The organism is Marivivens niveibacter, assembly GCF_002150005.2.
GTDB classification, from domain to species: domain Bacteria; phylum Pseudomonadota; class Alphaproteobacteria; order Rhodobacterales; family Rhodobacteraceae; genus Marivivens; species Marivivens niveibacter.
The window spans coordinates 164,343-186,067 of record NZ_MSPP01000005.1 but is presented as its reverse complement, the minus strand read 5'-3'; the positions used below and the strand labels follow the sequence as shown (position 1 = coordinate 186,067).

The following is a 21,725-nucleotide window of genomic DNA, read 5'->3' as shown; positions in this document are numbered from 1 at the left end:
GGGCACGCCGACCATTAGGAACGTGACGATTGCGATTGAAATACCTAGTCCTTTGAACATGTTACACCTTTGGTTTGTGATTGCCATTGATGTACGTACAGGTTCGGCGTTTGGTTCAATTTCTGCTCAACGAAGCCGCATTTCCGTTTTGGCATCAAAATAAAACAGCGTGCTGTCGTCAAATGTAACACCCACGGTACTGTCAGATTTGATTTCGTTATCATCGCGGCTTTCTACCACGATCTTGGATCCGTCTGCGGCGATCAGGTAATCATAGGACACGCCGCCCAGACGTTCGCGCAGGTCCAGTTTTGCGTCGTTGCCACCTGACGTCACTGTGATGTTTTGCGGACGAATGCCAACGATTACTTTTGCGCCATCAATCAAATTGGACACATTAGGGGTGACCGCGCGGTTATTCAGCGCGGGCAGGACAATCTGACCATTCTGCACGACGCCGTCCAAGAAATTCATAGACGGAGATCCGATAAAGCCCGCTACAAATTTGTTGTCGGGGTCTTTGTAAAGCTCCATCGGGCTGCCAACCTGTTCAACGCGGCCCGCACGTAAGACGACGATTTTGTCGGCCAAGGTCATCGCTTCGACCTGATCGTGGGTCACATAGATCATGGTAGCGCCGATTTCTTTGTGCAGGCGGGCGATTTCAACGCGCATATCCACACGCAGTTCTGCGTCTAGATTCGACAGCGGTTCGTCGAATAGAAACACTTCGGGTCCGCGAACGATGGCGCGGCCGATGGCGACACGCTGGCGTTGGCCCCCCGATAGCGCCTTGGGTTTGCGCGACAGGTATTGATCCAGCTTTAGGATACGGCTGGCTTCGGCGACTTTTTCTTTGATCTCGGCCTTTGGGTGGCCAGTCATTTTCAGGCCGAACCCCATGTTTTCCGCGACCGTCATATGCGGGTACAGCGCATAGGTCTGAAACACCATTGCAACGCCGCGTTCGGCGGCATCCAGTTTGGTGACATTGCGCGCACCGATGTTGATTTGGCCGTCCGTTGTGTCCTCTAGCCCTGCGATCATGCGCAACAGGGTCGATTTTCCGCAGCCCGATGGGCCAACGAATACGCAAAATTCGCCATCATCGATCTGTAGATCGATATCGTGGATGACCTGTACATCACCGTATTTTTTAACGGCTTTGGTTAGAGTGACCCCTGACATGGGTGCGCTCCTTTTAGCTGGGGAACTGCCACGATTCAGCGGCAGATGCGATTTGGGTTGCTGTGTGGATGAGGTCGTTCTGAAACGCCCCCAATCCGTCTAAAGTGTTACGTTGGGTCGACGTCGTGATCGAAATGGCACCGATCACTTTGCCCGTAGACAGGATGATCGGAGCGGCGATGCAAACGATGCCTTCTTCGTGTTCTTCGCGGTCAAAGGCGACGCCTTGGGCGCGGATCGTATCGAAATCTGCGCGCAGCGCGTCCGGCGTGATCAGCGTATGTTCGGTATGTTTGAAATAGGCCTGACGCTGTAGGGCGTCGTCCTGTTCTATTGGCGGCAGGTAGGCCATGATCGCCTTGCCCACGCCTGTGCAATAGCCGGGGCCGATTTTGCCTGCCTGCGAAAACATTTCAATCGGACGCGCCGCATTGCGTTTGTCGACATATAGAACCTGACCGCGATCAAGCTGTGCAAGGTGGATGGTTTCGCCTACCTTTTCCGACAGTGCATCTAGATAGGGGCGGGCGATGGGGGCGATTGAACTTTGTCTCCATGCGGAATGAGCAAGGCGCACCAGTCGAAGGCCCAACGAATAAGTCTGAGCTGCTTGGTCATAGGAAAGCATCCCTAAATTCGTCAGCGTTTGGATCAATCGATACAAAGTTGCCTTTGGATGGTCGGACTGTTCCAGAATTTCAGTGAAACGAACAGGCCGCCCAAAATTGGCGATTTGGTCCAGCACTTCCAATGCCTTACCCACAGTTCCATCGCTGTTTTTGTTTGGTGATGTCGCCATCTGCTCCTCCTGATCTTTCGTATCGGCGTCCTCCTTGCCGTCACGAAGATGTTGACAGGGTTAGCGCGAATCGTTCATGATTTCAATAGTTGGAAAACGGTTCCACTATGTGAAACTTAAACGGGACCGTCAATGGGAGGAAAAAAATGAAACTATGGAAAAGCACCGCAGCGGTGCTTGCGCTGACACTTGGTGCGTCGGCGGCTCAGGCAGAGCTGTCTGGCGAACTGCGTATTTTTTCGGACATGTCGAACCCTGCTCCGCGCGCAGTGATGGAGGGCATGGTTGCTGATTTCGGCGCGATGCACCCTGATCTGGACATCGAACTGACCATCATCGACCGCGAAGCCTATAAAACGCAGATCCGCAATTTCCTGACGGCAGACGCGCCAGACGTTGCGAACTGGTACGCAGCGAACCGTATGCGCCCCTATGTGGACGCAGGTCTGTTCGAAGACATCAGCGATCTGTGGGCCGAACCTGAAATCGCGGACGCGCTGGCATCGACCAAAGGCGCGATGACGCTGGACGGTGCGCAGTGGGGCGTGCCTTACACCTACTACCAGTGGGGCGTTTACTACCGCGAAGACATCTACAACCAGTATGGTTTGGAAGAGCCAACCGATTGGGAAACATTCAAATCGAACTGCCAGACCCTGCTGGACAACGGCGTGAAATGTTTCACCATCGGCACCAAATACCTGTGGACCGCTGGCGGCTGGTTTGACTACCTGAACATGCGCACCAACGGCTATGATTTCCACATGCAGCTGACTTCGGGCGAAATCGAATGGACCGACGAACGCGTGCGTCAAACATTCGCAAACTGGCGCGAGCTGATCGACATGGGCGCGTTTGTGGACAACCACCAGTCCTACAGCTGGCAAGAAGCCCTGCCATTCATGGTCAACGGCGAAGCAGCCGCATACCTGATGGGCAACTTTGCTGTCGCACCACTACGCGAAGCAGGTCTAAACACCGATCAGTTGGATTTCTACCAGTTCCCAACCATCACCGATGGTATCGCGCTGGCTGAAGATGCCCCAACCGATACCTTCCACATCCCTTCGGGCGCACAAAACAAAGAAGCCGCACGTGAATTCCTGCGCTTTGTTGTGTCGGCAGACAACCAGACCAAAATCAACGCAGGTGATGCGCTGGGTCAGTTGCCTGTAAACTCGAATTCGTCAGTGGATGATGACGAAATGCTGAACCAAGGTTTCGCAATGCTGTCGTCGAACGCGCCGGGCGGTATCGCGCAGTTCTTTGACCGTGATGCACCTGCGGAAATGGCATCCGTCGCTATGGAAGGTTTCCAGGAGTTCATGGTGTTCCCAGACAATCTGGATGACATCCTGAACCGCATGGAATCCACGCGCAAGCGTATCAACGAACAGTAACCCATCAACTGTTTTTGAAACGCTGGCCAGGCGGGGGGATCCTTGCCTGGCTTTCGCGCCCGATTTCGGGTGCCACCTACAAGAGGCCAAATCATGTCCCAAGCCATCAACGACCAGACCAGCTGGCTCCGGCGGAACCGTTTGACGGTGACCCCGCTGTTGTTCCTGCTGCCTGCGGTTTTGTTTTTCCTAGTCTACGTCATTTTCCCGATCGCCGAGAGTTTCCAAATTTCGTTCTATCGTTGGGACGGTCTGGGCGAACCGCGCTATATCGGTATGGCCAACTACGAAGAGCTATGGACCGACCGCGCGTTCGAAGTGTCGTTGTGGAACAACATGAAATGGCTGGCGCTATATCTGCTCGCGATCCCTGCGGGCCTGATGATCGCGCTGTTCCTGAACCAGAATGTTGTAGGCATTCGCCTGTATAAATCTTTGTTTTTCTTTCCTTTCGTGATTTCTCAGGTCGTTGTGGGTCTGGTGTTCACTTGGTTTTATGATCCGTCATTCGGTCTGTTGAACAAAATCCTGACGGGGTTCGGATTTGATGCGGTCAACGTGTTGGGCGACCCGAAACTGGTGACCTATGGCATTATCGCGGCGGGCCTATGGCCGCAGACCGCATATTGCATGATCCTGTATTTAACCGGCCTGAACGCTGTAGATCCCGAACAGGTCGAAGCCGCCCGTTTGGACGGCGCAAAAGGCCCCAAAATGCTGTGGTATGTGATCTTGCCTCAGCTACGGCCAGCGACATTTATCGCGTTTGTTGTGACGATCATCGGCGCGCTGCGGTCGTTCGATTTGATCTCGATCATGACCAATGGCGGCCCGTTCGGCACCAGCCGCGTCCTATCGTTCTACATGTTCGAAAAAGCGTTGTCTGAATACGGGTTCCGCATGGGATATGGCGCTGCAATCGCCGTTGTCCTGTTCCTGATTATGCTGTGTTTCATCGCCTACTTCCTATGGTCGATGTACCAAGACGAAAAAGGAGCGCGCTAATGTTCCCGCGTCCTATCGAAAAATCCTCTCGTGCTTGGCAGGTGACGTATCAGGGATTGGTGCCTTTGGTGCTGATCATGTGGCTGCTGCCGTTGATCGCTGTTGCTGTGTTTTCAATCAAACCGGATGTCGATTTCACCAGCGGCAATTACTGGGGCATGCCATCATCGTTCGAAGGCGTAACCAACTATAGCCGCGTATTTTTTGAATCGGACATGCCACGCTATTTGTTGAATTCTGTGTTCATCACGATCCCAACGGTGATCGGGGCGGTGGCCTTGTCCTGTATGTCTGGTTTCGCGCTGGGGATTTATAAATTCCGCGGCAACCTGTTTATCTTTTTCATGTTCATCGCGGGCAATTTCGTACCGTTCCAAATTCTGATGGTGCCGGTACGCGACCTGACGATCGACATGGGGCTATACAACACAAAACTTGGTCTGGTCCTGTTCCATGTGGCATTCCAAACGGGGTTCTGTACGCTGTTCATGCGCAACTTTATCCGCGCGCTGCCCTATGAACTGATCGAAGCCGCCCGCGTCGAAGGCATCGCAGAATGGCGCATATTCTGGTTCATCGTTCTGCCGCTGATGAAACCCGCGATTGCTGCGCTGTCTGTGTTGATCTTTACCTTTATCTGGAACGACTACTTCTGGGCTGTGGTTTTGACCCAAGGTGCGGAAAGCCAACCCGTGACAGCAGGCATCACCAGTTTCAACGCGCAATACCGCGCGGCCTATCACCTGATGAGCGCGGGCAGCATCGTCGCCGCGTTGCCACCTGTAGCGGTGTTTTTCCTGATGCAGCGCCATTTCATCGCAGGTCTGACCTTAGGGGCGGTGAAATGATCCGCCACTGGATTTTATCCGCTGGCGGGCGGTCGCTGATCCTTGCGTCGATCAATGACCGTCTGCCGTTTGTAGCCTACTGGGGCGCAGCAATCGCGGATGGCGACAACCTGATCGAAGCTGGCATTGCGGATGTCACAGGCGGCATGATCGATGAAAACGCCGATCTTTCGATCTGCCCCGAGGCTTCGCGCACCTTCCCTGGTCAGCCCGGAATGTCCATTGCGGCGCACGACGGCACTCCAATCCGTCCGCGATTTACATTGACCGAGGTCGCGCAGGGCAACGGTTTGTCCGTGACAGCAGTGGACGAAGCGAACGACCTGACCTATGTGGCTGATTTCTGCATTGATGCAGAAACATCGGTACTGACGGCAAAGGCACGTTTGGATTCCAACACGCCAATTCGGGTGCATTACCTATCGGCGCCCGTTTTCCCCGCATCGCATTTCGCCGATGACATGATCGATTTCGCGGGGCGCTGGATTGGCGAATTCCAACAGGTTCGTACGCCTTGGGCCGCGGGTATTCACATGCGCGAAAACCTGACGGGCCGCACAGGGCACGAACATTTCCCTGCACTGATCGTGCCCGAACGCGGCGCGACAAACACCGCTGGTTCAGTACAGGCATTTCATTACGGATGGTCGGGCGGGCATCGTATGATCGCCGAAGAATTGCCCGATGGACGCCGTCAGATCCAATTTGGTCGTGCCGCTGGAACGCAGCTAACTGCGGGCACGCATTTTGAAACCGCGCCGCTATACGCCGTGCATTCGGACCAGGGTCTGAACGGTTGCGCCGTTGCATATCAACACCATTTGCGTGACCGCATCGTTGTTTGGCCCCACCCCGATCGGCCGCGCCCAGTACACTACAACTGTTGGGAAGCGATTTATTTCGATCACAAACTGAACGACCTTACAGCGATTGCAGACCGCGCGGCAGCGCTGGGGGCGGAACGGTTTGTTCTGGATGACGGATGGTTTGGGCGCCGCGATGACGATACGTCGTCATTGGGAGATTGGGAGATCGACGAACGTAAATACCCCGATGGGCTGGGCCCGCTGATCGACTATGTTCACGGGCTGGGCATGACGTTTGGAATCTGGTTCGAACCTGAAATGGTGAATCCAGATAGCGATCTGTATCGCGCGCATCCTGAATGGGCCTTGGGTGCGGCGGATCAAGTTCTAGGCCGTCAGCAAATGGTGCTGGACATGGCAAACCTGCAGGTCCGCGATTACCTGTATGAACGCATTTCCGCTGTCCTGTCGGCATACGATATCGACTATATCAAATGGGATCATAACCGCGTTCTACCGATGCCTGATGCTGCGCAAGCATTGGGGTACTATGACCTGCTAAGCCGCTTGCGTACAGATTTTCCGAACACGGAAATAGAATCCTGTTCTTCGGGCGGGGGCCGAATTGATTTCGGGGCTTTGTCGCTGACCCAGCGGGTTTGGCTATCGGATAGTAACGACGCATTGGAACGGCTGCGGATCCAGCACAATGCGGCGCTATTTTTACCGATGGCCGTAACCGGCAGCCACGTTGGGCCGCGTCACTGCCACACGTCGGGCCGCGTGATTGATATTCGTATGCGGGCGTGGGTCGCCGCGCAGCGGCACATGGGTTTCGAAATGGACCCCCGCGAATTAACGGACGATGAAACGGCGGTCTTGCGCGATGTTACCGCGTGGTGGAAATCAAACCGCGATTGGATGAAGACCGCTGACATCCTGCGGCTGGATAGTGCGGACCCATCGGTCATCGCGGAACAGCAATTGTCGGCGGATGGTGATCAGTTCGTTGTCTTTGCGGGACTGGCTGACACCAGCCGTCAAATTCTGCCGCGCCCCATTCGTTTGACGCGTTTGGACCCCAGCGCAACGTACCGCATCACACTGGTGAACCGCGACGATACCGTCGGGCTGTCGCGCGGCAACCCTGCATTGAAAACACGTGACCTGACCCTGAGTGGGCAGGCATTGATGGCCCGAGGCATCACGCTGCCTTGGTCTTTCCCACTGCATATGTGGGTGATCAAAGGACAAAGACTATGACGAAGGATCGGCGCAGCCGCGCATGGTACGGAAAGCTGGATAAAGACGGATTTATCCATCGTAGCTGGATGAAAAATCAGGGATTTCCCGATGACGTGTTCGATGGCCGTCCGATCATCGGGATTTGTAACACATGGTCTGAACTGACGCCCTGTAACAGTGGTCTGCGCGATCTAGCCGAAGGCGTCAAACGCGGCGTTTGGGAGGCAGGCGGTTTCCCCGTGGAATTCCCCGTAATGTCGCTGGGCGAAACCCAAATGAAACCGACGGCCATGCTGTTTCGCAACCTGCTGGCGATGGACGTCGAAGAATCCATTCGTGCCTATGGGATCGACGGTGTTGTATTGCTGGGCGGTTGTGACAAGACGACTCCGGGGCAGCTGATGGGCGCGGCATCGGTTGATCTGCCGTCGATCGTAGTCAGCTCTGGCCCGATGCTGAACGGTAAATGGCAGGGCAAAGATATCGGTTCTGGCACCGACGTTTGGAAATTTTCCGAAGCAGTGCGCGCAGGCGATATGACGCTGCAGGATTTCATGAACGCCGAAAGCGGGATGAGCCGTTCCAAAGGCGTCTGTATGACGATGGGCACCGCATCCACCATGGCGTCGCTGGTCGAAGCGATGGGCATGTCACTACCAACCAACGCTGCGCTGCCCGCGGTGGATGCCCGCCGCATGGCACTGGCCCATCTAACCGGCAAACGCATCGTCGAAATGGTCGAGGAAGACCTGAAACCATCCGACATTCTAACCAAAGAGGCATTCGAGAACGCTATTCTAGCGAACGCCGCCGTCGGCGGTTCGACCAACGCGGTGGTTCACCTATTGGCGCTGGCAGGGCGCGTGGGCGTTGACCTATCGCTGGATGATTTCGAAATCGGCCGCGAAATCCCGTTGCTGGTCAACTGCATGCCATCGGGCAAATACTTGATGGAGGATTTCTGTTACGCGGGCGGCATGCCTGTCGTGCTAAAGGAACTGGCGGACAAAGGTCATTTGCGCAGCGCGAAATCCGTTCTGGGCGGCGATATCGCGGCCTATGCTGAAGGTGCCGAATGCTATAACAGCGATGTCATCAAATCCTATGATGATCCCGTCAAACCTGCCGCTGGCCTGATGGTTTTGCGGGGCAATTTGGCACCGAACGGCGCGATCGTGAAACCTTCGGCTGCGACCGAACGTCTGCTAGAGCACGAAGGCGAAGCCTATGTGTTCGAAAGCATCGAAGATTTAAAAGCCAACATCGATCGCGAAGATTTGCCCGTCACGCCTGACACCATTCTGGTGCTCAAAGGTTGCGGCCCCAAAGGGTACCCCGGCATGCCTGAAGTCGGCAATATGCCAATCCCTCGCAAATTGGTCACTCAAGGCGTGCGCGACATGATCCGTGTGTCAGACGCGCGGATGTCTGGCACGGCCTTTGGCACGGTGGTACTGCACGTATCACCCGAAGCGCAGGCAGGCGGCACGTTGGCTTTGGTCAAAACGGGCGACCGGATCAAAGTCAGCGGATCGCAGGGCATTCTGGAGTTGCTGGTGGATGACGCCGAACTACAGGCACGCCGCGACGCATGGCATCCGGATGATCCGCATTACACCCGCGGCTATGCAAAACTGTATATCGACCATGTTCTGCAGGCCGACAAAGGCGCCGATCTGGATTTCCTGGTCGGCAAAGATACGCGCCCAGTTACAAGGGAAAGCCACTGATGATCGACGCAAATTTCCACGACCTACAGGGCAAAACCGTATACATCACAGGCGGTGCATCAGGCATCGGGGCGGCGCTGACCAAAGGGTTTTTGGAGCAGGGTGCCAAAGTCGGCTGCGTTGGCCGTTCGCCAGCGGATGAATTTGTTGACCAGATGGAACAGGAAACGGGCAACCGCCCCCTGTTTATCCAATGCGACATCACCGACATTCCCGCGTTGAAACAATCGATGCAGGATGTGCAGGACCAGTTGGGTCCGATTGATGTGCTAGTAAACAACGCAGCCAATGATCAGCGTCATTCCACTTTAGAGGTTACCGAAGAATTCTGGGATTGGTCGCAATCGATCAACCTAAAGGCCTATTTCTTTGCCTGTCAGTCGGTCGTTCCGATGATGCAATCGCGCGGCGGCGGGTCGATCATCAACTTCACGTCGATCAGCTATATGATGGGAAACACGGGCTATCCTGCGTATACCTCGGCCAATTCGGGGATCAACGGCATGACCCGCAGCTTGGCCCGCGAATTTGGCCCTGATGCGATCCGTGTGAACGCGCTCGCCCCTGGGTGGGTTCTGACGGACAAACAATTGGAAATGTGGGCCACACCCGAAGCTTTGGCAGATCATCTGGAACGCCAGTGCCTTAAGGAGCACCTCAAACCCGAAGACATCGTCGCAGCAACGCTGTTTTTGGCATCTAGCGCCAGCCGTATGATCACGGGCCAGTCGCTGGTTGTGGATGGCGGTGTAGTGGTGACGGGATGACGGATCTACGCGAACATACCTCTTGGGTCGCTGTGGATTGGGGCACCACCAATCTGCGCGTTTGGTTCATGGATGAAACCAATGCTGTTCTGGATCAGGTTTCAACCGAACAAGGCATGGGTACCTTGTCGCGTGACGCGTTTGAGCCAGCCTTGATTGCCGCATTGGCCCCTGTACTATCCGACACCCGCGTTTTGCCAGTCGTGTGTTGCGGTATGGTCGGATCACGTCAGGGCTGGGTGGAGGCACCATACGCTGCCGTTCCCGTATCGCCGCTGAACACGCAAAACGTTGTCACCGTTCCAACCACCGACCCGCGCATTTGCGCCTTCATTTTGTCGGGGATCAAACAAGTGACGCCCCCAGATGTGATGCGCGGTGAAGAAACGCAGATCGCGGGCGTTCTACGGGCGTACCCCGATTTTTCGGGCTGTATTTGTCTGCCTGGTACGCACACCAAATGGGCGATGGTTTCAGACGGGAAACTGACTAAATTCAATACGTTCATGACCGGCGAAATCTATGCGCTGCTTAGCAAACAGTCGGTGTTGCGCCATTCCGTTGATGGGGCAGCCTGTGATGAAGCGGGTTTTGTTCAAGGCGTCAGAACGTCGGTCGCGGCTCCAGAAATGGTCGCCGCCTCTCTGTTCGGCATTCGGGCTGGAGATCTGGTGCTGGACCGCATGGGCGACGTTTCTAACGGCCTGCTGTCTGGTTATTTGATCGGCGCAGAGATCGCCGCGATGCGCAATGATTTAAACTCGTCGCCCGTGGTCATTGCGGGCGCGTCGAAACTGTCCGCTCTATACGCGCAGGCATTGGCTACAATCGATATTTCGGCGGACATTCACGACGGGGAAGCATGCACCTTGGATGGTCTGATCGCTGGTTATGAATTGCTAAAGGACACGATATGAACCAACGCGAAATCATCGCGATCCTACGCGGTTTGCGTTCGGAGAACGCGATCGCCGTTACCGATGTTTTAATTAACGCAGGCATCACGAAAATCGAGGTGCCGTTGAACTCCCCCGATCCGTTTGTGACCATTGAAAAAATGGTGAACCACGCGGGCGACGCAGCACAAATTGGGGCAGGGACCGTTCTAACCATCGCGGAGGTGGACCGCTTGTCAGACATTGGCGCGGCAATGGTTGTATCCCCGAATTGCGACCAAGACGTCATCGCGCATACAGCGGCCAAAGGCATGGCGTCCTATCCAGGCGTGTTCACGGCGACAGAGTGTTTTGCCGCGATCCAATTGGGCGCAACAGGCCTGAAATTTTTCCCTGCGTTCAAATTGGGCCCTGACGGATTATCGGCGCTAAAGGCGGTGTTGCCAGCGGACGTCGCCACCTATGCCGTGGGCGGGGTCGGGCCTGATGATTTCGCGAATTGGTACAAGGCAGGGGTTACAGGCTTTGGCCTTGGGTCGAACTTGTTCAAACCTGATTGGTCGATTGATCAGATTGAAACCGCCGCGCAATCCGCCGTGACAGCTTTTGATCGGGTATTCGGATGATACGGGTTCATAGCGAAACCAAATGCACTTTGGGCGAAGGCGCGTTTTGGCACCCGAAACGAAACCAGTTTTTCTGGTTCGACATTTTGGGCAAATCACTGCGCACCGTGGTTGAGGGCGACGAACAGCATTGGCAGTTCGATGAATGCGTGTCGGCGGCGGGCTGGATCGATCACGACACCATTTTGATGGCCAGCCAGACGGGCCTATGGCGGTTCAATCTGGAAACTGCCGCGCGCAAATTGATCACCCCGTTAGAGGCGGACAACCCCGTCACTCGTTCCAACGACGGCCGCGCGGATCCCCAAGGCGGGTTTTGGATCGGTACCATGGGTTTCAACGCGGAAAAAGGCGCTGGATCGATCTATCGGTTTTATCGCGGCGAACTGCGCATACTGTTTTCGGACATCACGATCACGAACTCGATCTGTTTCGCGCCTGATGGCAAAACCGCCTATTTCACTGACACGGTCGTCGGCGTGATCATGGCGCAGCCGCTGGACGCGGACGGCTGGCCAGTCGGCGATGCGGTCCCATTTGTGGACGTGTCGGGCGCGGATTTCGGCGCGGATGGTTCCGTTGTGGATGCCGATGGCAAACTTTGGAACGCCCAATGGGGCGCGGGCCGCGTTGCCTGCTATGGCGCGGACGGCGCGTTGATCAAAACGGTTGATGTACCCACGCCGCAAACGTCCTGTCCTGCTTTTGGCGGCGCGGATTTGACCGACCTATACGTCACGACCGCCGCCGAAGGGATCGATGATCCGAACGCGGGCAAAACCTATGTCATTTCGTCGGTCGGCAAAGGCCAGACCGAACATCAAATCATTCTTTGAGGCTGGTATGAAACGCACTCTTGGCACTTGTTACTATCCCGAACACTGGCCCGAAGCCCTATGGCCCCAAGACGCCGAACGCATGGTCGAAGCTGGCCTGACGTGGGTCCGCATCGGCGAATTCTGCTGGTCTCGGATCGAACCGAAAGAGGGCGAATTCAACTGGGATTGGTTGGATCGGTCGATCGAGGTTCTGGGAAATGCTGGGCTAAAGGTCGTTTTGGGGACACCCACCGCGACTCCGCCGAAATGGGTTGCTGACAAACACCCCGACATGTTCGCGGTGGACATTGATGGCAAACCGCGCGGTTTCGGATCGCGTCGTCATTATTGTTTCAGCCATGCAGGCTATTTCGCAGAAAGCGAACGGATCGTGCGCGCCTTTGCGGAACGTTACGGTCAAAACCCGCATGTCGCGGCGTGGCAGACAGACAATGAATACGGCTGTCATGATACGATCTATAGTTATTCAGCGTCCGCTAAAACGGCGTTTCAGGCGTGGCTGTCTGCGGAATTTGGCGGGGACATTGACGCGCTGAACCGTGCGTGGGGCAACGTGTTTTGGTCGATGGAATATAATAATTTTTCCCAGATCGAACTGCCAAACCTGACCGTGACCGAACCCAACCCCGCGCATGTACATGCGTTCAAACGGTTTTCGTCCGATCAGGTTGTGGCCTACAACAAAATGCAGGTCGACACGATCCGTGCGCAAAGCGACCGACCGATCGCACATAACTACATGGGCCGGGTTACGGATTTCGACCATTATAAAGTCGGTGATGATCTAGAAATTGCAAGTTGGGACAGCTATCCGCTGGGCTTTCTTGAAGACCGTGTTGAGGCGTCCGACGAACACAAACGCGCCTTTGCACATCAGGGCGACCCTGATTTTCAGGCGTTTCACCACGACATTTACCGCGCCGTCGGCAAAGGCCGCTGGTGGATCATGGAACAACAACCCGGCCCCGTGAATTGGGCCCCCTATAACCCGTCGCCGTTACCCGGCATGGTGCGTTTTTGGACGTGGGAGGCATTCGCCCACGGCGCCGAAGCGGTCTGTTATTTCCGTTGGCGTCAGGCCCCATTTGCCCAAGAACAGCTGCACGCTGGCATGCTGCGCCCCGATAGCCAGGACGCCGAAGCAATTGTTGAAGCGCGCCAAGTCCGCGACGAACTGCAATCCGCGCCCGATGTCGCCCCTGCACAGGCACCCATCGCGCTGGTGTTCGATTACGAGGCTGAATGGTCGTGGGCCGTTCAGCCGCAGGGGCAGGGGCTTAGCTATTTCCAACTGGTTTTTGACACCTACCGCGCGCTGCGCAAACTGGGCCAAAGCGTCGATATTGTTCCGCCGAGCTGCACGGATCTTACGGGGTATTCGGCAATTTTTGCACCTGGTATCATGCACCTGAATGATGACCTGAAACAGGCGCTGTCGGCCGCCGACGGTACGGCTGTTTACGGTCCCCGCACAGCGGCACGTGACGCGCATTTCAACATTCCGAACCCTTTGCCACCGGCAATTGATGGTCTGGATATCGTTGTGTCACGTCTGGAAACGCTCCGCCCTGATATGCCAATCGCGTTGAATGGCAAAGGTCACGTCATTCGTTATTTCGAGGAGTTGAATACCTCTGAGCCAATTATGATGGAGACGTCAGCCAATCAGCCGGTACTGGTCGGTCAGAACGGACAACTGTATTGCGCGGCGTGGTTAGACGACGACGGTATGATGGCGATGGTTGAACAGGTCTGTGAAATTTCGGGCATCACAACCGTTGAATTGCCCATAGGTGTCAGACGCCGGGAAACCGCGACAGAGACATTTTGGTTCAATCATAATAGCCACGCGTCCGAAACACCCGTGGGGACTATCGGTGCAGCGGATTTCGTTAAAAGATCGCGAAACTAGACCGTTCCGAAAAAATGCCCGCCCACAAACACCATCAGAAATTGTGCAAAGGTGTGATTTAGCAAATAGGTCAGGATTTTTCTTGAATATTTGGCGAACAATTTACAATCATAAGCATTGTAGCATTTAGCGATGGTGTATCTTGACCGGCGCAATGTTGCGTGGGGAACGATTGTGAACGATCTAATGCATTTTGACGGCCGCGCAGGAAAGGCGATGCCTGTTTTGGATTTCAGGCATCAATTACGTGCGCTTACAAGGCCGGAACACGATGCGACCGAAGCACTGTTTGATCCGTTCCTAAACGACCCTGATTCAAACCTTGGCTGGTATTTGGCGGCTCAGCGTGCGGGGTTGTCTGCGCTGTTTCGCGATCAGAAACCCGAACAAGCATTGTGTGCAGAGTTGGTTCCCGATTTGATCGACCGACTTGACCATGATTTACAGCAGATGGGCCGCCGATCCTATGCTGTCGTAACACCAGGCCCCATTGATCCAGTAGCCTGTGATTATTTGGTATTGGGGTCACGGTTAGGCACCGAAGTCATCCGCCGTAAGCTATTTGCATCGGCAGAACGGAAAACCGTCCCGTCATATTTCCAGACGGTCTCCGATACCAATCTATGGCGTGAACATTGTGCGATCTTGGACCAGATTGATCCCACCACAGCGCGCGCTCGAACTATAATAAAAGATGTAAGACGTGGTTTCCGAATATTTGAAACCGCCGCACAATCCCAACAGGACTGAAATGACCGACCTTTCCAATTCGATGCAGAATGTCGATCTAACCAACTGCGACCGCGAACCGATCCACCAATTGGGCCGGGTCCAATCATACGGAGCGATGATCGCGGTTTCGTCCGATTGGATTATTCAGCACGCTTCTGAAAACCTGACATCTATTCTGGGCGTATCCGTTGATGACGTTTCGGGCCAGCCGTTAAATCGAGTGCTGGATACAAACGGGTTTGAACGCATCCGTGAAAACATGCGCCATGTTCAATCGCCGGATAGTGTGGTGCGTTTGTTCGATGTCCCGCTGCGCACCAATAACCAAAAGTTTGATGTGTCGTTCCACCAATCGGGCATGCACCTGATCATCGAATTTGAACCCAAAACAGAGCAGGCTGGTCGGGACGTTTCAGCCGAAGTTTTTGCCCAAATTGCAAAGCTACGTCACCCCAAAAATCTGAATGATCTAACCCAAAGGGCGGCCACTGCGATGGCCGAACTGTGCGGGTTTGATAGCGTTATGGTTTATCAGTTCCAGCCTGACCATTCGGGCGAAGTGTTAGCTGAGGTTCGATCCGATAAGGCTCAGCGTTACAACGGAATGCGCTTTCCAGCCTCTGACATTCCGGTGCAGGCGCGTGCCTTGTATAAACGGTCGTTGCTGCGGTTGATTGCCGACGTAAAAGACGAAGGCAGTCCCATCATACCCCAAACAACTATGTCCGGCGTGCCCATCGACCTTTCACTTTCTGTCACGCGGTCAGTATCGCCTATCCATATTGAATACCTGAAAAACATGGGCGTGCAGGCGTCGATGTCAGTATCTATCATGAAAGATGGCGAACTGTGGGGCTTGTTTGCCTGTCATCACGATAGTCCCCGCTACATTGACTATGAACGTCGTACAGCCATTGAATTATTTGCCCATTTGTTTTCGTACGAAATCAGCAACTTTGAAGATGCCGCTAGAAAATCCGTCGAAGTTGAAAGCAGCAAGGTCCAAAACCTGTTGATGTCCCACATGGCAGCAGGCGAGCCTTTGGCGAATGCGCTGCGGTCTATCCACGAAGATATCAAAAGTGTGATAGATCATGATGGGCTTGTTCTGATCGAGGACGAAGAAATCTACACTGCGGGTGCGACACCCAGCAAAGAACAATTGTCGCGCATCGCCCGTCATCTGAACCGCACAATCAATTCGCGGGTTTTCCATACCGACAAACTGCTTAAGTTCGATGAATTCGGCCACGAATATGAAAAAGTCAGTGTGGGGATGTTGGCAATCCCGATTTCAAAGCGTCCACGCGACTACATGCTGTTATTCCGTAAACCAGTGACCGCGCATGTCAATTGGGCTGGTGACCCCAATAAACCTGTGACAGTTGGGCCAAATGGAGTGCGTTTGACACCAAGGCAAAGCTTTGATGTCTGGCAGCAAACCGTTGAAGGACAATCTGCGCCTTGGACGGATGCCCAATTACACGCGGCAGAACTGCTGCGTGTAACGTTGTTAGAAGTATATTTAAAAATCACTGATGCCGCGAACCTTGAACGCAAGCGCGCTCAGGAAAACCAGCAACTCTTGATTTCCGAGCTGAACCACCGCGTCCGAAATATCTTGAACCTCATGGGTGGTCTGGTCGCGCAGTCCCGCAGCTCCGCACGTACGCTCGAAGAATTTACTCAGAACCTTGACGGCCGCATTCAATCGCTTGCGCGCGCCCACGATCAATTGACCGAAAAACAATGGGAACCAACGTCTCTTAAACAACTGATCAAATGCGAATTTGACGCCTATTCATTGCAGCAAACGGATCGCGTCGAGGTCACTGGCCCAGATGCGATGATAACGCCGAATGCGTTTACGACCATGGCATTGGTCCTGCATGAAATGGCAACCAATTCGGTAAAATACGGTGCATTGTTTGAAAACCGTGGCCAAGTTCAAATCGATCTGTCTGCCGATGCGAACGGCGGGATCGTTTTGAATTGGGTTGAACGCGGTGGTCCCGCAGTTACGCCCCCAAAACGTCGAGGTTTTGGCACGATGATCATCGAAAATTCGGTCCCCCACGAATTAGGTGGGGATGCCGATATCGACTATAAAATGATGGGCGTTGAAGCGCGCTTTCGTCTGCCGTCAACGGCGATTTCGCAGATTGTGCAGTCCGAGCAAACTGAAGCGCCAACCACGGATGTCAGCACATCGACGAACTTTGGCATTTCTGGCACTGCCTTAGTCGTCGAAGATACATTGATTATCGCAATGGATCTTGCCGAAATGCTCAAGGATTTTGGCGCGTCCAAAGTCGAAGTCGCAGCAACCGTATCGGCGGCAATGGAATGGTTGTCGGAAAACCATGTTGATTTTGCATTGCTTGACGTCAATTTAGGGTCAGAACAGTCCTTACCTATCGCAGTCGAACTGGCAAAACGCGATGTGCCATTCATTTTGGCGACTGGCTACGGTGCTTCTGGCGATCTTATAAAAGCCTATCCACCCTGTGAGATCATCCAAAAACCAATTTCCGACAGCAGTTTGCAGGCTGCGTTGGAAAAGCTCGATCAAAATGATTAGCGGATAAGGATCCAACGCATTCTAAAACGCACCTTTTGCGTTTAAGCTAGCCAGCACTGACTGATTAACAGAGCGAATAATGCTGTACACGCTGGACATGTTTGCGACGGTCGTTTTTGCGATCACTGGCGCCTTAACCGCATCGCGCAAGGAAATGGATATCCTCGGGTTCCTATGGTTGGGGGCAGCCGCTGGCGTGGGCGGCGGCACTATTCGTGACCTTATTTTAGATCAGCCCGTATTTTGGACCGTGTCCCCCACACCCTTGATCGTGAGCCTGTGCGCCGCTGCTGCGATGCATTTTATTGCGCCAATTTTTCAATCACGTCTCACAGCGATCACATGGCTAGATGCATTCGGAATGGCTTTTGCTGCGACAGCAGGGACGATCAAATGCATCGGGCTTGAAACTACGGGAATTGTTGCTGTGGTTTTAGGTGTATTTTCTGCATCCGCTGGCGGTATAATCCGCGACCTATTGGGCCAAGAACCCAGTATCGTTTTGCGCAAAGACATCTACGTATCAGCCGCTGCAGCGGGTGCAACAACGCTCGTTTTGTTGAATGCGGCAGGTGTGTCGATTGAAATCGCATCTGTTTGCGGTTTTTGTACCGCATTAGGTTTAAGAGGCGCAGCAATCGCGTTTGGGTGGACGTTGCCTGTCTACAAAAGCCGCCCTGCACGCAACATGAATGAATAGTCAGCTTCTGCATCCAGCGGTCTACAGTATTGACTAAACCTGCTTGCAAATCATCTACGCTGTATGATGCAGGACAATTCAGTATTTATGCCAGCCACCCGCACCGCAGGATTGCAGCGGCTTAGGAATTTCCAGTCAAATATGGGCTTGGCCTATGCCAAAAGGCGCAACCAAGATCGCGGACCGGGGAATCATAGCGCTGTATCTCAGCTGTCACCCTATATCCGCCGCCGGCTAGTAACAGAAACCGAGGTGATTGCCGCGGCACTGGCTGCGCACGGCCCTGAAAATGCGGAAAAATTTGTCCAAGAAGTGTTGTGGCGAGGCTATTTTAAGGGCTGGCTTGAAAGGCGACCACAAGTTTGGGCAAACTATGTGACAGGGCTTAACAGGGACTTGGATACCTTGAAGTCTGATGCCGCCCTTCAATCCAAAATCATTGCCGCAGAAGCGGGTGAAACCGGTATCGATTGTTTCGACGCTTGGGCAAAGGAACTGACCAGCACTGGATATTTGCACAATCACGCGCGGATGTGGTTTGCCTCGATCTGGATATTCACGCTAGGACTTCCGTGGCGACTAGGCAGCGACTTTTTCTTTCGACATCTGCTAGATGGTGATCCTGCATCGAACACGTGCTCGTGGCGTTGGGTGGCAGGGTTGCACACCCGCGGGAAACCGTATGAGGCACGCGCTTGGAATATATCGCGCTTTACGGGCGGTCGTTTTTCGCCGCGCGAAGAGGAGTTTGCCTCTGATATCATCGGATTGATGGACGAAGAGCCTGAAGGGTTGCCAGAAGTGCAACCGCTACGCTCAGTTATCGCGCCTCAGCCTAATGTCCCGACGGCCGTGATCCTGACCGAAGAGGACTGTTCTATTACGACAAGCGACCTTGCGTTACTGGATACCCGTGCAGTTGCGCGATTGCACGCAAGCCATCTTCGTTCGCCTCGCGCAGTTTATGCGGGCGTTATTGATTTTGAAACCGAAGCCCTTGCCGACACTGCTGCCCGCGCGGGTTTAGAGACAGAAACGCTAACCGCCATAGAACCTATAAACCTCGCAAACTGGGCCGAAGCTGCCGGTGCGCGCCAGATTGCCATGCCTTATGTGCCAGTTGGTCCGCTGGCCGATTGGATGGCGCAAGCCCAGCCAATTTTAGAGGAACGCGGGATCACCGTCACTGAATGGCGCCGCGACTGGGACGCGCTTATATGGCCTCATGCCACCGCTGGTTTCTTCAAAGTAAAGAAACAAATGCCAGAAATTTTGAGCGCGGCTGGCTTAACGTAAGCGCCGCTTTGGTTTTGCCTTGCTCCGGACGTGGATTGATAAACGGTTCGGTGTGAGTTGTACCGCGAAGATGAAAGGGAACTTCGTATTGCCATGAAGGCGGCCGCCAAGGAGCGTCGCAAGCTCATCTATGAATTATCATTGGTATCACCTGGTGGCTCTGGTTGGCTGAACCCGGTCCAATTGATGCTGTCGATTATAAGACCCTGTTTGGCGCGATGGAGATGAAGAAAAGAGTGAAGATCGTCATCAGGGCTAGGACTCCGCATACTGTCAGGAGGTGCTTTCGGTCGCGTTTCAGTTTTTCCGCTTCGTGTTTCAACTCGCCGATTTCGTCTTTGTTTGTCTGGATTTTCTCCTTTGCGGCCCTGATGATTTTGTTTTGCTGGACTATTGCCGCCCGCTGATTTTCGGCTTGCTTTAACATCGACTGCCGAAGCTGAATGTCCTGCTGGATCAACTTGCTGAGCCTCGCAATTTGCTGAGACAACGGCCTTTTCTTGGCTGAGAGCGTTTGCCTGCTTAAGTTTTTCAAGTTCTTTATCTTTGTCATATGTAATTCCTTTTTGAATGAAAGATTGCTGAGTAAATGCGTGACCGAGGGAGGATCCGCGAAAGACGTACCCCGCATACCTGAACGAAAAACCGAGGATCTTGCCGGCTTTCCCAAATCGGGTCCGAGTTTTGACCCCCAGTTCAGCCAAAGCTTCGACAACATCTGAAATTGCCATCGGGAGCGAGGTCAGTTCAGTCAGTGCGGTTTGGATGTAGCGCTTTGCGGACAACTGCCCGTCCTCGGCCAGCGCGAGTTCGGCGTGACAGGGCGCTGTGACATGCGACGCTTTTGCACTCGAATCCAAGAGGTGCGAGGACGCGGTTCGTTTGAGGCCGAACCGCTTTTCGAGAGCTCTAATAACGGCCTCGCTGCGGCGATAATCAAATCGATCAGACACTAAGCGGCGCGTGACTAAAACACGGCTGGCAACAATATGGACATGGGTCCCATGGCAGAAAGCAGCAAAGCTTTCGTAGCCCATCTTTTTGCACCACGTGCGAACGATCTTTCTCCAGATCGGATCGGGGATCGCGCGATCATTAGGTGCTGCGGCTAAAACGATATGTGATAGCGGCTTTCGAATGTCAGGCCGCAATTGGGTGAGGGCGCGCAGGTGTCGGGCAATCTGTCGGGGGTCTGTTCCAACGTTGCTCATGACGAGATCAGCTCGTGGACGAGGGCTGCCAGCCTTGTCGGAGTCCGCACTGAGATAGCTTACCAGCCTTTCAGGCGAGGTTGTTTTGTGAAGCGTGCCGATCATGGCGCCGCCTGTTTGATGAGGTCTATCCGAGTCTCTTCAAGCGCTGTCAAAACGCGATTTAAAATTGCTAGGGTAAGGGCCCAACGCGGGTCATTGTGTTTTGTGATCGTACGAATGAGTACCGAGAGGCTTTCGCTCAAGCTCCCCAATTCCTGCCAGCGCTCCTGATTGGCCACGTTATTATTCGGGCGTTGATGCTTCTGTGCTGCAAAAGCGAGCGTCCTCAATGTCGTCGAAACGGGCCTGCCAGCAGCGCTTTGCGCAAGCGCCTCGTATTCACGTTCAGTAAGCCGAACTGCAACCGTGCGGGTTTTGTTGTGTAACTGTCTTGGCCTGCCGCCTTTTGATTTTCTCATACCTTTCATTGCTCCGTTAGGGGGCAAGTTGGTTGCAGAAGTTAAGGAAGTGTTAAGCCTAAACAAAAAATTATCGTCCTGTTTTTGTTGAACAAAAACATTGCTTGCGGGGAGCTAATCTAAACTAAGATTTCAGAGGCAGCGCGAAGGCATGTATCTTCAACAGGCCACCATAAAAGCGCCGATCAGGGACCCGCCAACTTGAACTCGAGCAATCTTTCACAGACGGCATTAACTGTGGGCCAGGATGTTTTGAGATATCCAAATTTACTTAGTTTGATGTGCCTGCGGTGATAAGTGCGCTCCAGCAGACCGTGGAAAGTATAATTCGCTTCGCTACAGCAGCAACGTAGCTATGAATTCAAATCTAATAGCAGCTATGGAGGTCGATAGCACTGTGTAGTAAAGGCGGTTTTCGGACTTCCGCTGCTGGGTGGATGAATGGCACCTGTACCCACGCAGTGCGCGCGAATGATTCATATGTCGCCGCTGCGGGGGGCTCGGTCATCTTTCGCGAAATGCGTCCGAGGCGCGGTTCAGCGGTTTCAGCAAATATTGCAGAACCGTTCTTTCGCCGGTCAGGATTTCGGTCGTTGCGACCATACCGAGAATGATGGGGAGCTGACGGCCATTTCCCGCGTCGAAATAGTTTTGCTCTGACTCGAGCGTCACTGCGAAATAGT

The 21,725-nt window shown here is 54.0% G+C and carries 18 protein-coding genes; 14 read left to right on the top strand and 4 right to left on the bottom strand.

What is annotated here, in order from left to right; all coding sequences use genetic code 11:
• Positions 1 to 126: 126 nt before the first annotated feature.
• Both BVC71_RS13595 and BVC71_RS13590 read right to left on the bottom strand, forming a co-directional pair.
• Positions 127 to 1,188 (bottom strand): ABC transporter ATP-binding protein, encoded by a 1,062-nt coding sequence (locus BVC71_RS13595; protein WP_086452231.1) that lies wholly within the window; start codon positions 1,186 to 1,188, stop codon positions 127 to 129.
• A 13-nt stretch (positions 1,189 to 1,201) separates the two neighbouring features.
• Positions 1,202 to 1,987, bottom strand: coding sequence for an IclR family transcriptional regulator (locus BVC71_RS13590; protein WP_086452230.1), 786 nt, complete (start codon positions 1,985 to 1,987; stop codon positions 1,202 to 1,204).
• 146 nt (positions 1,988 to 2,133) lie between these two features.
• Between BVC71_RS13590 and BVC71_RS13585 the strand changes: the two genes are divergently transcribed.
• The 14 genes from BVC71_RS13585 to BVC71_RS13520 all read left to right on the top strand — a co-directional run bounded on the left by BVC71_RS13585 (position 2,134) and on the right by BVC71_RS13520 (position 19,370).
• The gene (locus BVC71_RS13585) at positions 2,134 to 3,387 is read left to right on the top strand and encodes an ABC transporter substrate-binding protein (RefSeq protein WP_086452229.1); all 1,254 of its coding nucleotides are present in this window, start codon (positions 2,134 to 2,136) and stop codon (positions 3,385 to 3,387) included.
• Positions 3,388 to 3,480: 93 nt separating this feature from the next.
• A complete protein-coding gene (locus BVC71_RS13580; protein WP_086452228.1) occupies positions 3,481 to 4,392 on the top strand; it encodes a carbohydrate ABC transporter permease in 912 nt (303 codons plus the stop codon).
• Positions 4,392 to 5,240: a carbohydrate ABC transporter permease gene (locus BVC71_RS13575; protein WP_086452227.1), complete on the top strand. Its 849-nt coding sequence runs from the start codon at positions 4,392 to 4,394 to the stop codon at positions 5,238 to 5,240. Before BVC71_RS13580 ends, BVC71_RS13575 begins: the two co-directional genes overlap by 1 nt.
• Complete coding sequence (locus BVC71_RS13570; protein ID WP_086452226.1) at positions 5,237 to 7,309, top strand: alpha-galactosidase; 2,073 nt, start codon at positions 5,237 to 5,239, stop codon at positions 7,307 to 7,309. Before BVC71_RS13575 ends, BVC71_RS13570 begins: the two co-directional genes overlap by 4 nt.
• Positions 7,306 to 9,021 (top strand): IlvD/Edd family dehydratase, encoded by a 1,716-nt coding sequence (locus BVC71_RS13565; protein WP_086452225.1) that lies wholly within the window; start codon positions 7,306 to 7,308, stop codon positions 9,019 to 9,021. The genes BVC71_RS13570 and BVC71_RS13565 overlap by 4 nt, the downstream gene beginning before the upstream one ends.
• A complete protein-coding gene (locus BVC71_RS13560) occupies positions 9,021 to 9,788 on the top strand; it encodes an SDR family NAD(P)-dependent oxidoreductase (RefSeq protein ID WP_086452224.1) in 768 nt (255 codons plus the stop codon). The genes BVC71_RS13565 and BVC71_RS13560 overlap by 1 nt, the downstream gene beginning before the upstream one ends.
• Positions 9,785 to 10,705, top strand: coding sequence for a 2-dehydro-3-deoxygalactonokinase (locus BVC71_RS13555; protein ID WP_086452223.1), 921 nt, complete (start codon positions 9,785 to 9,787; stop codon positions 10,703 to 10,705). Before BVC71_RS13560 ends, BVC71_RS13555 begins: the two co-directional genes overlap by 4 nt.
• The gene (locus tag BVC71_RS13550) at positions 10,702 to 11,310 is read left to right on the top strand and encodes a 2-dehydro-3-deoxy-6-phosphogalactonate aldolase (protein WP_086452222.1); all 609 of its coding nucleotides are present in this window, start codon (positions 10,702 to 10,704) and stop codon (positions 11,308 to 11,310) included. Before BVC71_RS13555 ends, BVC71_RS13550 begins: the two co-directional genes overlap by 4 nt.
• The gene (locus BVC71_RS13545; RefSeq protein WP_086452221.1) at positions 11,307 to 12,146 is read left to right on the top strand and encodes an SMP-30/gluconolactonase/LRE family protein; all 840 of its coding nucleotides are present in this window, start codon (positions 11,307 to 11,309) and stop codon (positions 12,144 to 12,146) included. Before BVC71_RS13550 ends, BVC71_RS13545 begins: the two co-directional genes overlap by 4 nt.
• Before the next feature lie 7 nt (positions 12,147 to 12,153).
• Positions 12,154 to 14,061 (top strand): beta-galactosidase, encoded by a 1,908-nt coding sequence (locus BVC71_RS13540; protein ID WP_086452220.1) that lies wholly within the window; start codon positions 12,154 to 12,156, stop codon positions 14,059 to 14,061.
• Positions 14,062 to 14,235: 174 nt separating this feature from the next.
• Positions 14,236 to 14,811, top strand: coding sequence for a heme oxygenase-like domain-containing protein (locus tag BVC71_RS13535; protein WP_133064547.1), 576 nt, complete (start codon positions 14,236 to 14,238; stop codon positions 14,809 to 14,811).
• A 1-nt stretch (position 14,812) separates the two neighbouring features.
• Positions 14,813 to 17,374: an HWE histidine kinase domain-containing protein gene (locus BVC71_RS13530; RefSeq protein ID WP_086452218.1), complete on the top strand. Its 2,562-nt coding sequence runs from the start codon at positions 14,813 to 14,815 to the stop codon at positions 17,372 to 17,374.
• Positions 17,375 to 17,453: 79 nt separating this feature from the next.
• Positions 17,454 to 18,074 carry a trimeric intracellular cation channel family protein gene (locus BVC71_RS13525; protein WP_086452217.1) on the top strand — a complete coding sequence of 207 codons (621 nt, stop codon included), beginning with the start codon at positions 17,454 to 17,456 and terminating at the stop codon, positions 18,072 to 18,074.
• Positions 18,075 to 18,137: 63 nt separating this feature from the next.
• A complete protein-coding gene (locus BVC71_RS13520; RefSeq protein ID WP_338036489.1) occupies positions 18,138 to 19,370 on the top strand; it encodes an FAD-binding domain-containing protein in 1,233 nt (410 codons plus the stop codon).
• A 128-nt stretch (positions 19,371 to 19,498) separates the two neighbouring features.
• On the opposite strand, the gene BVC71_RS15385 is transcribed toward BVC71_RS13520, so the two are convergent.
• Positions 19,499 to 20,686, bottom strand: coding sequence for a relaxase/mobilization nuclease domain-containing protein (locus BVC71_RS15385; RefSeq protein ID WP_133064546.1), 1,188 nt, complete (start codon positions 20,684 to 20,686; stop codon positions 19,499 to 19,501).
• Positions 20,683 to 21,051, bottom strand: coding sequence for a hypothetical protein (locus BVC71_RS13510; protein WP_086452215.1), 369 nt, complete (start codon positions 21,049 to 21,051; stop codon positions 20,683 to 20,685). The genes BVC71_RS15385 and BVC71_RS13510 overlap by 4 nt, the downstream gene beginning before the upstream one ends.
• Between the last annotated feature and the right edge of the window lie 674 nt (positions 21,052 to 21,725).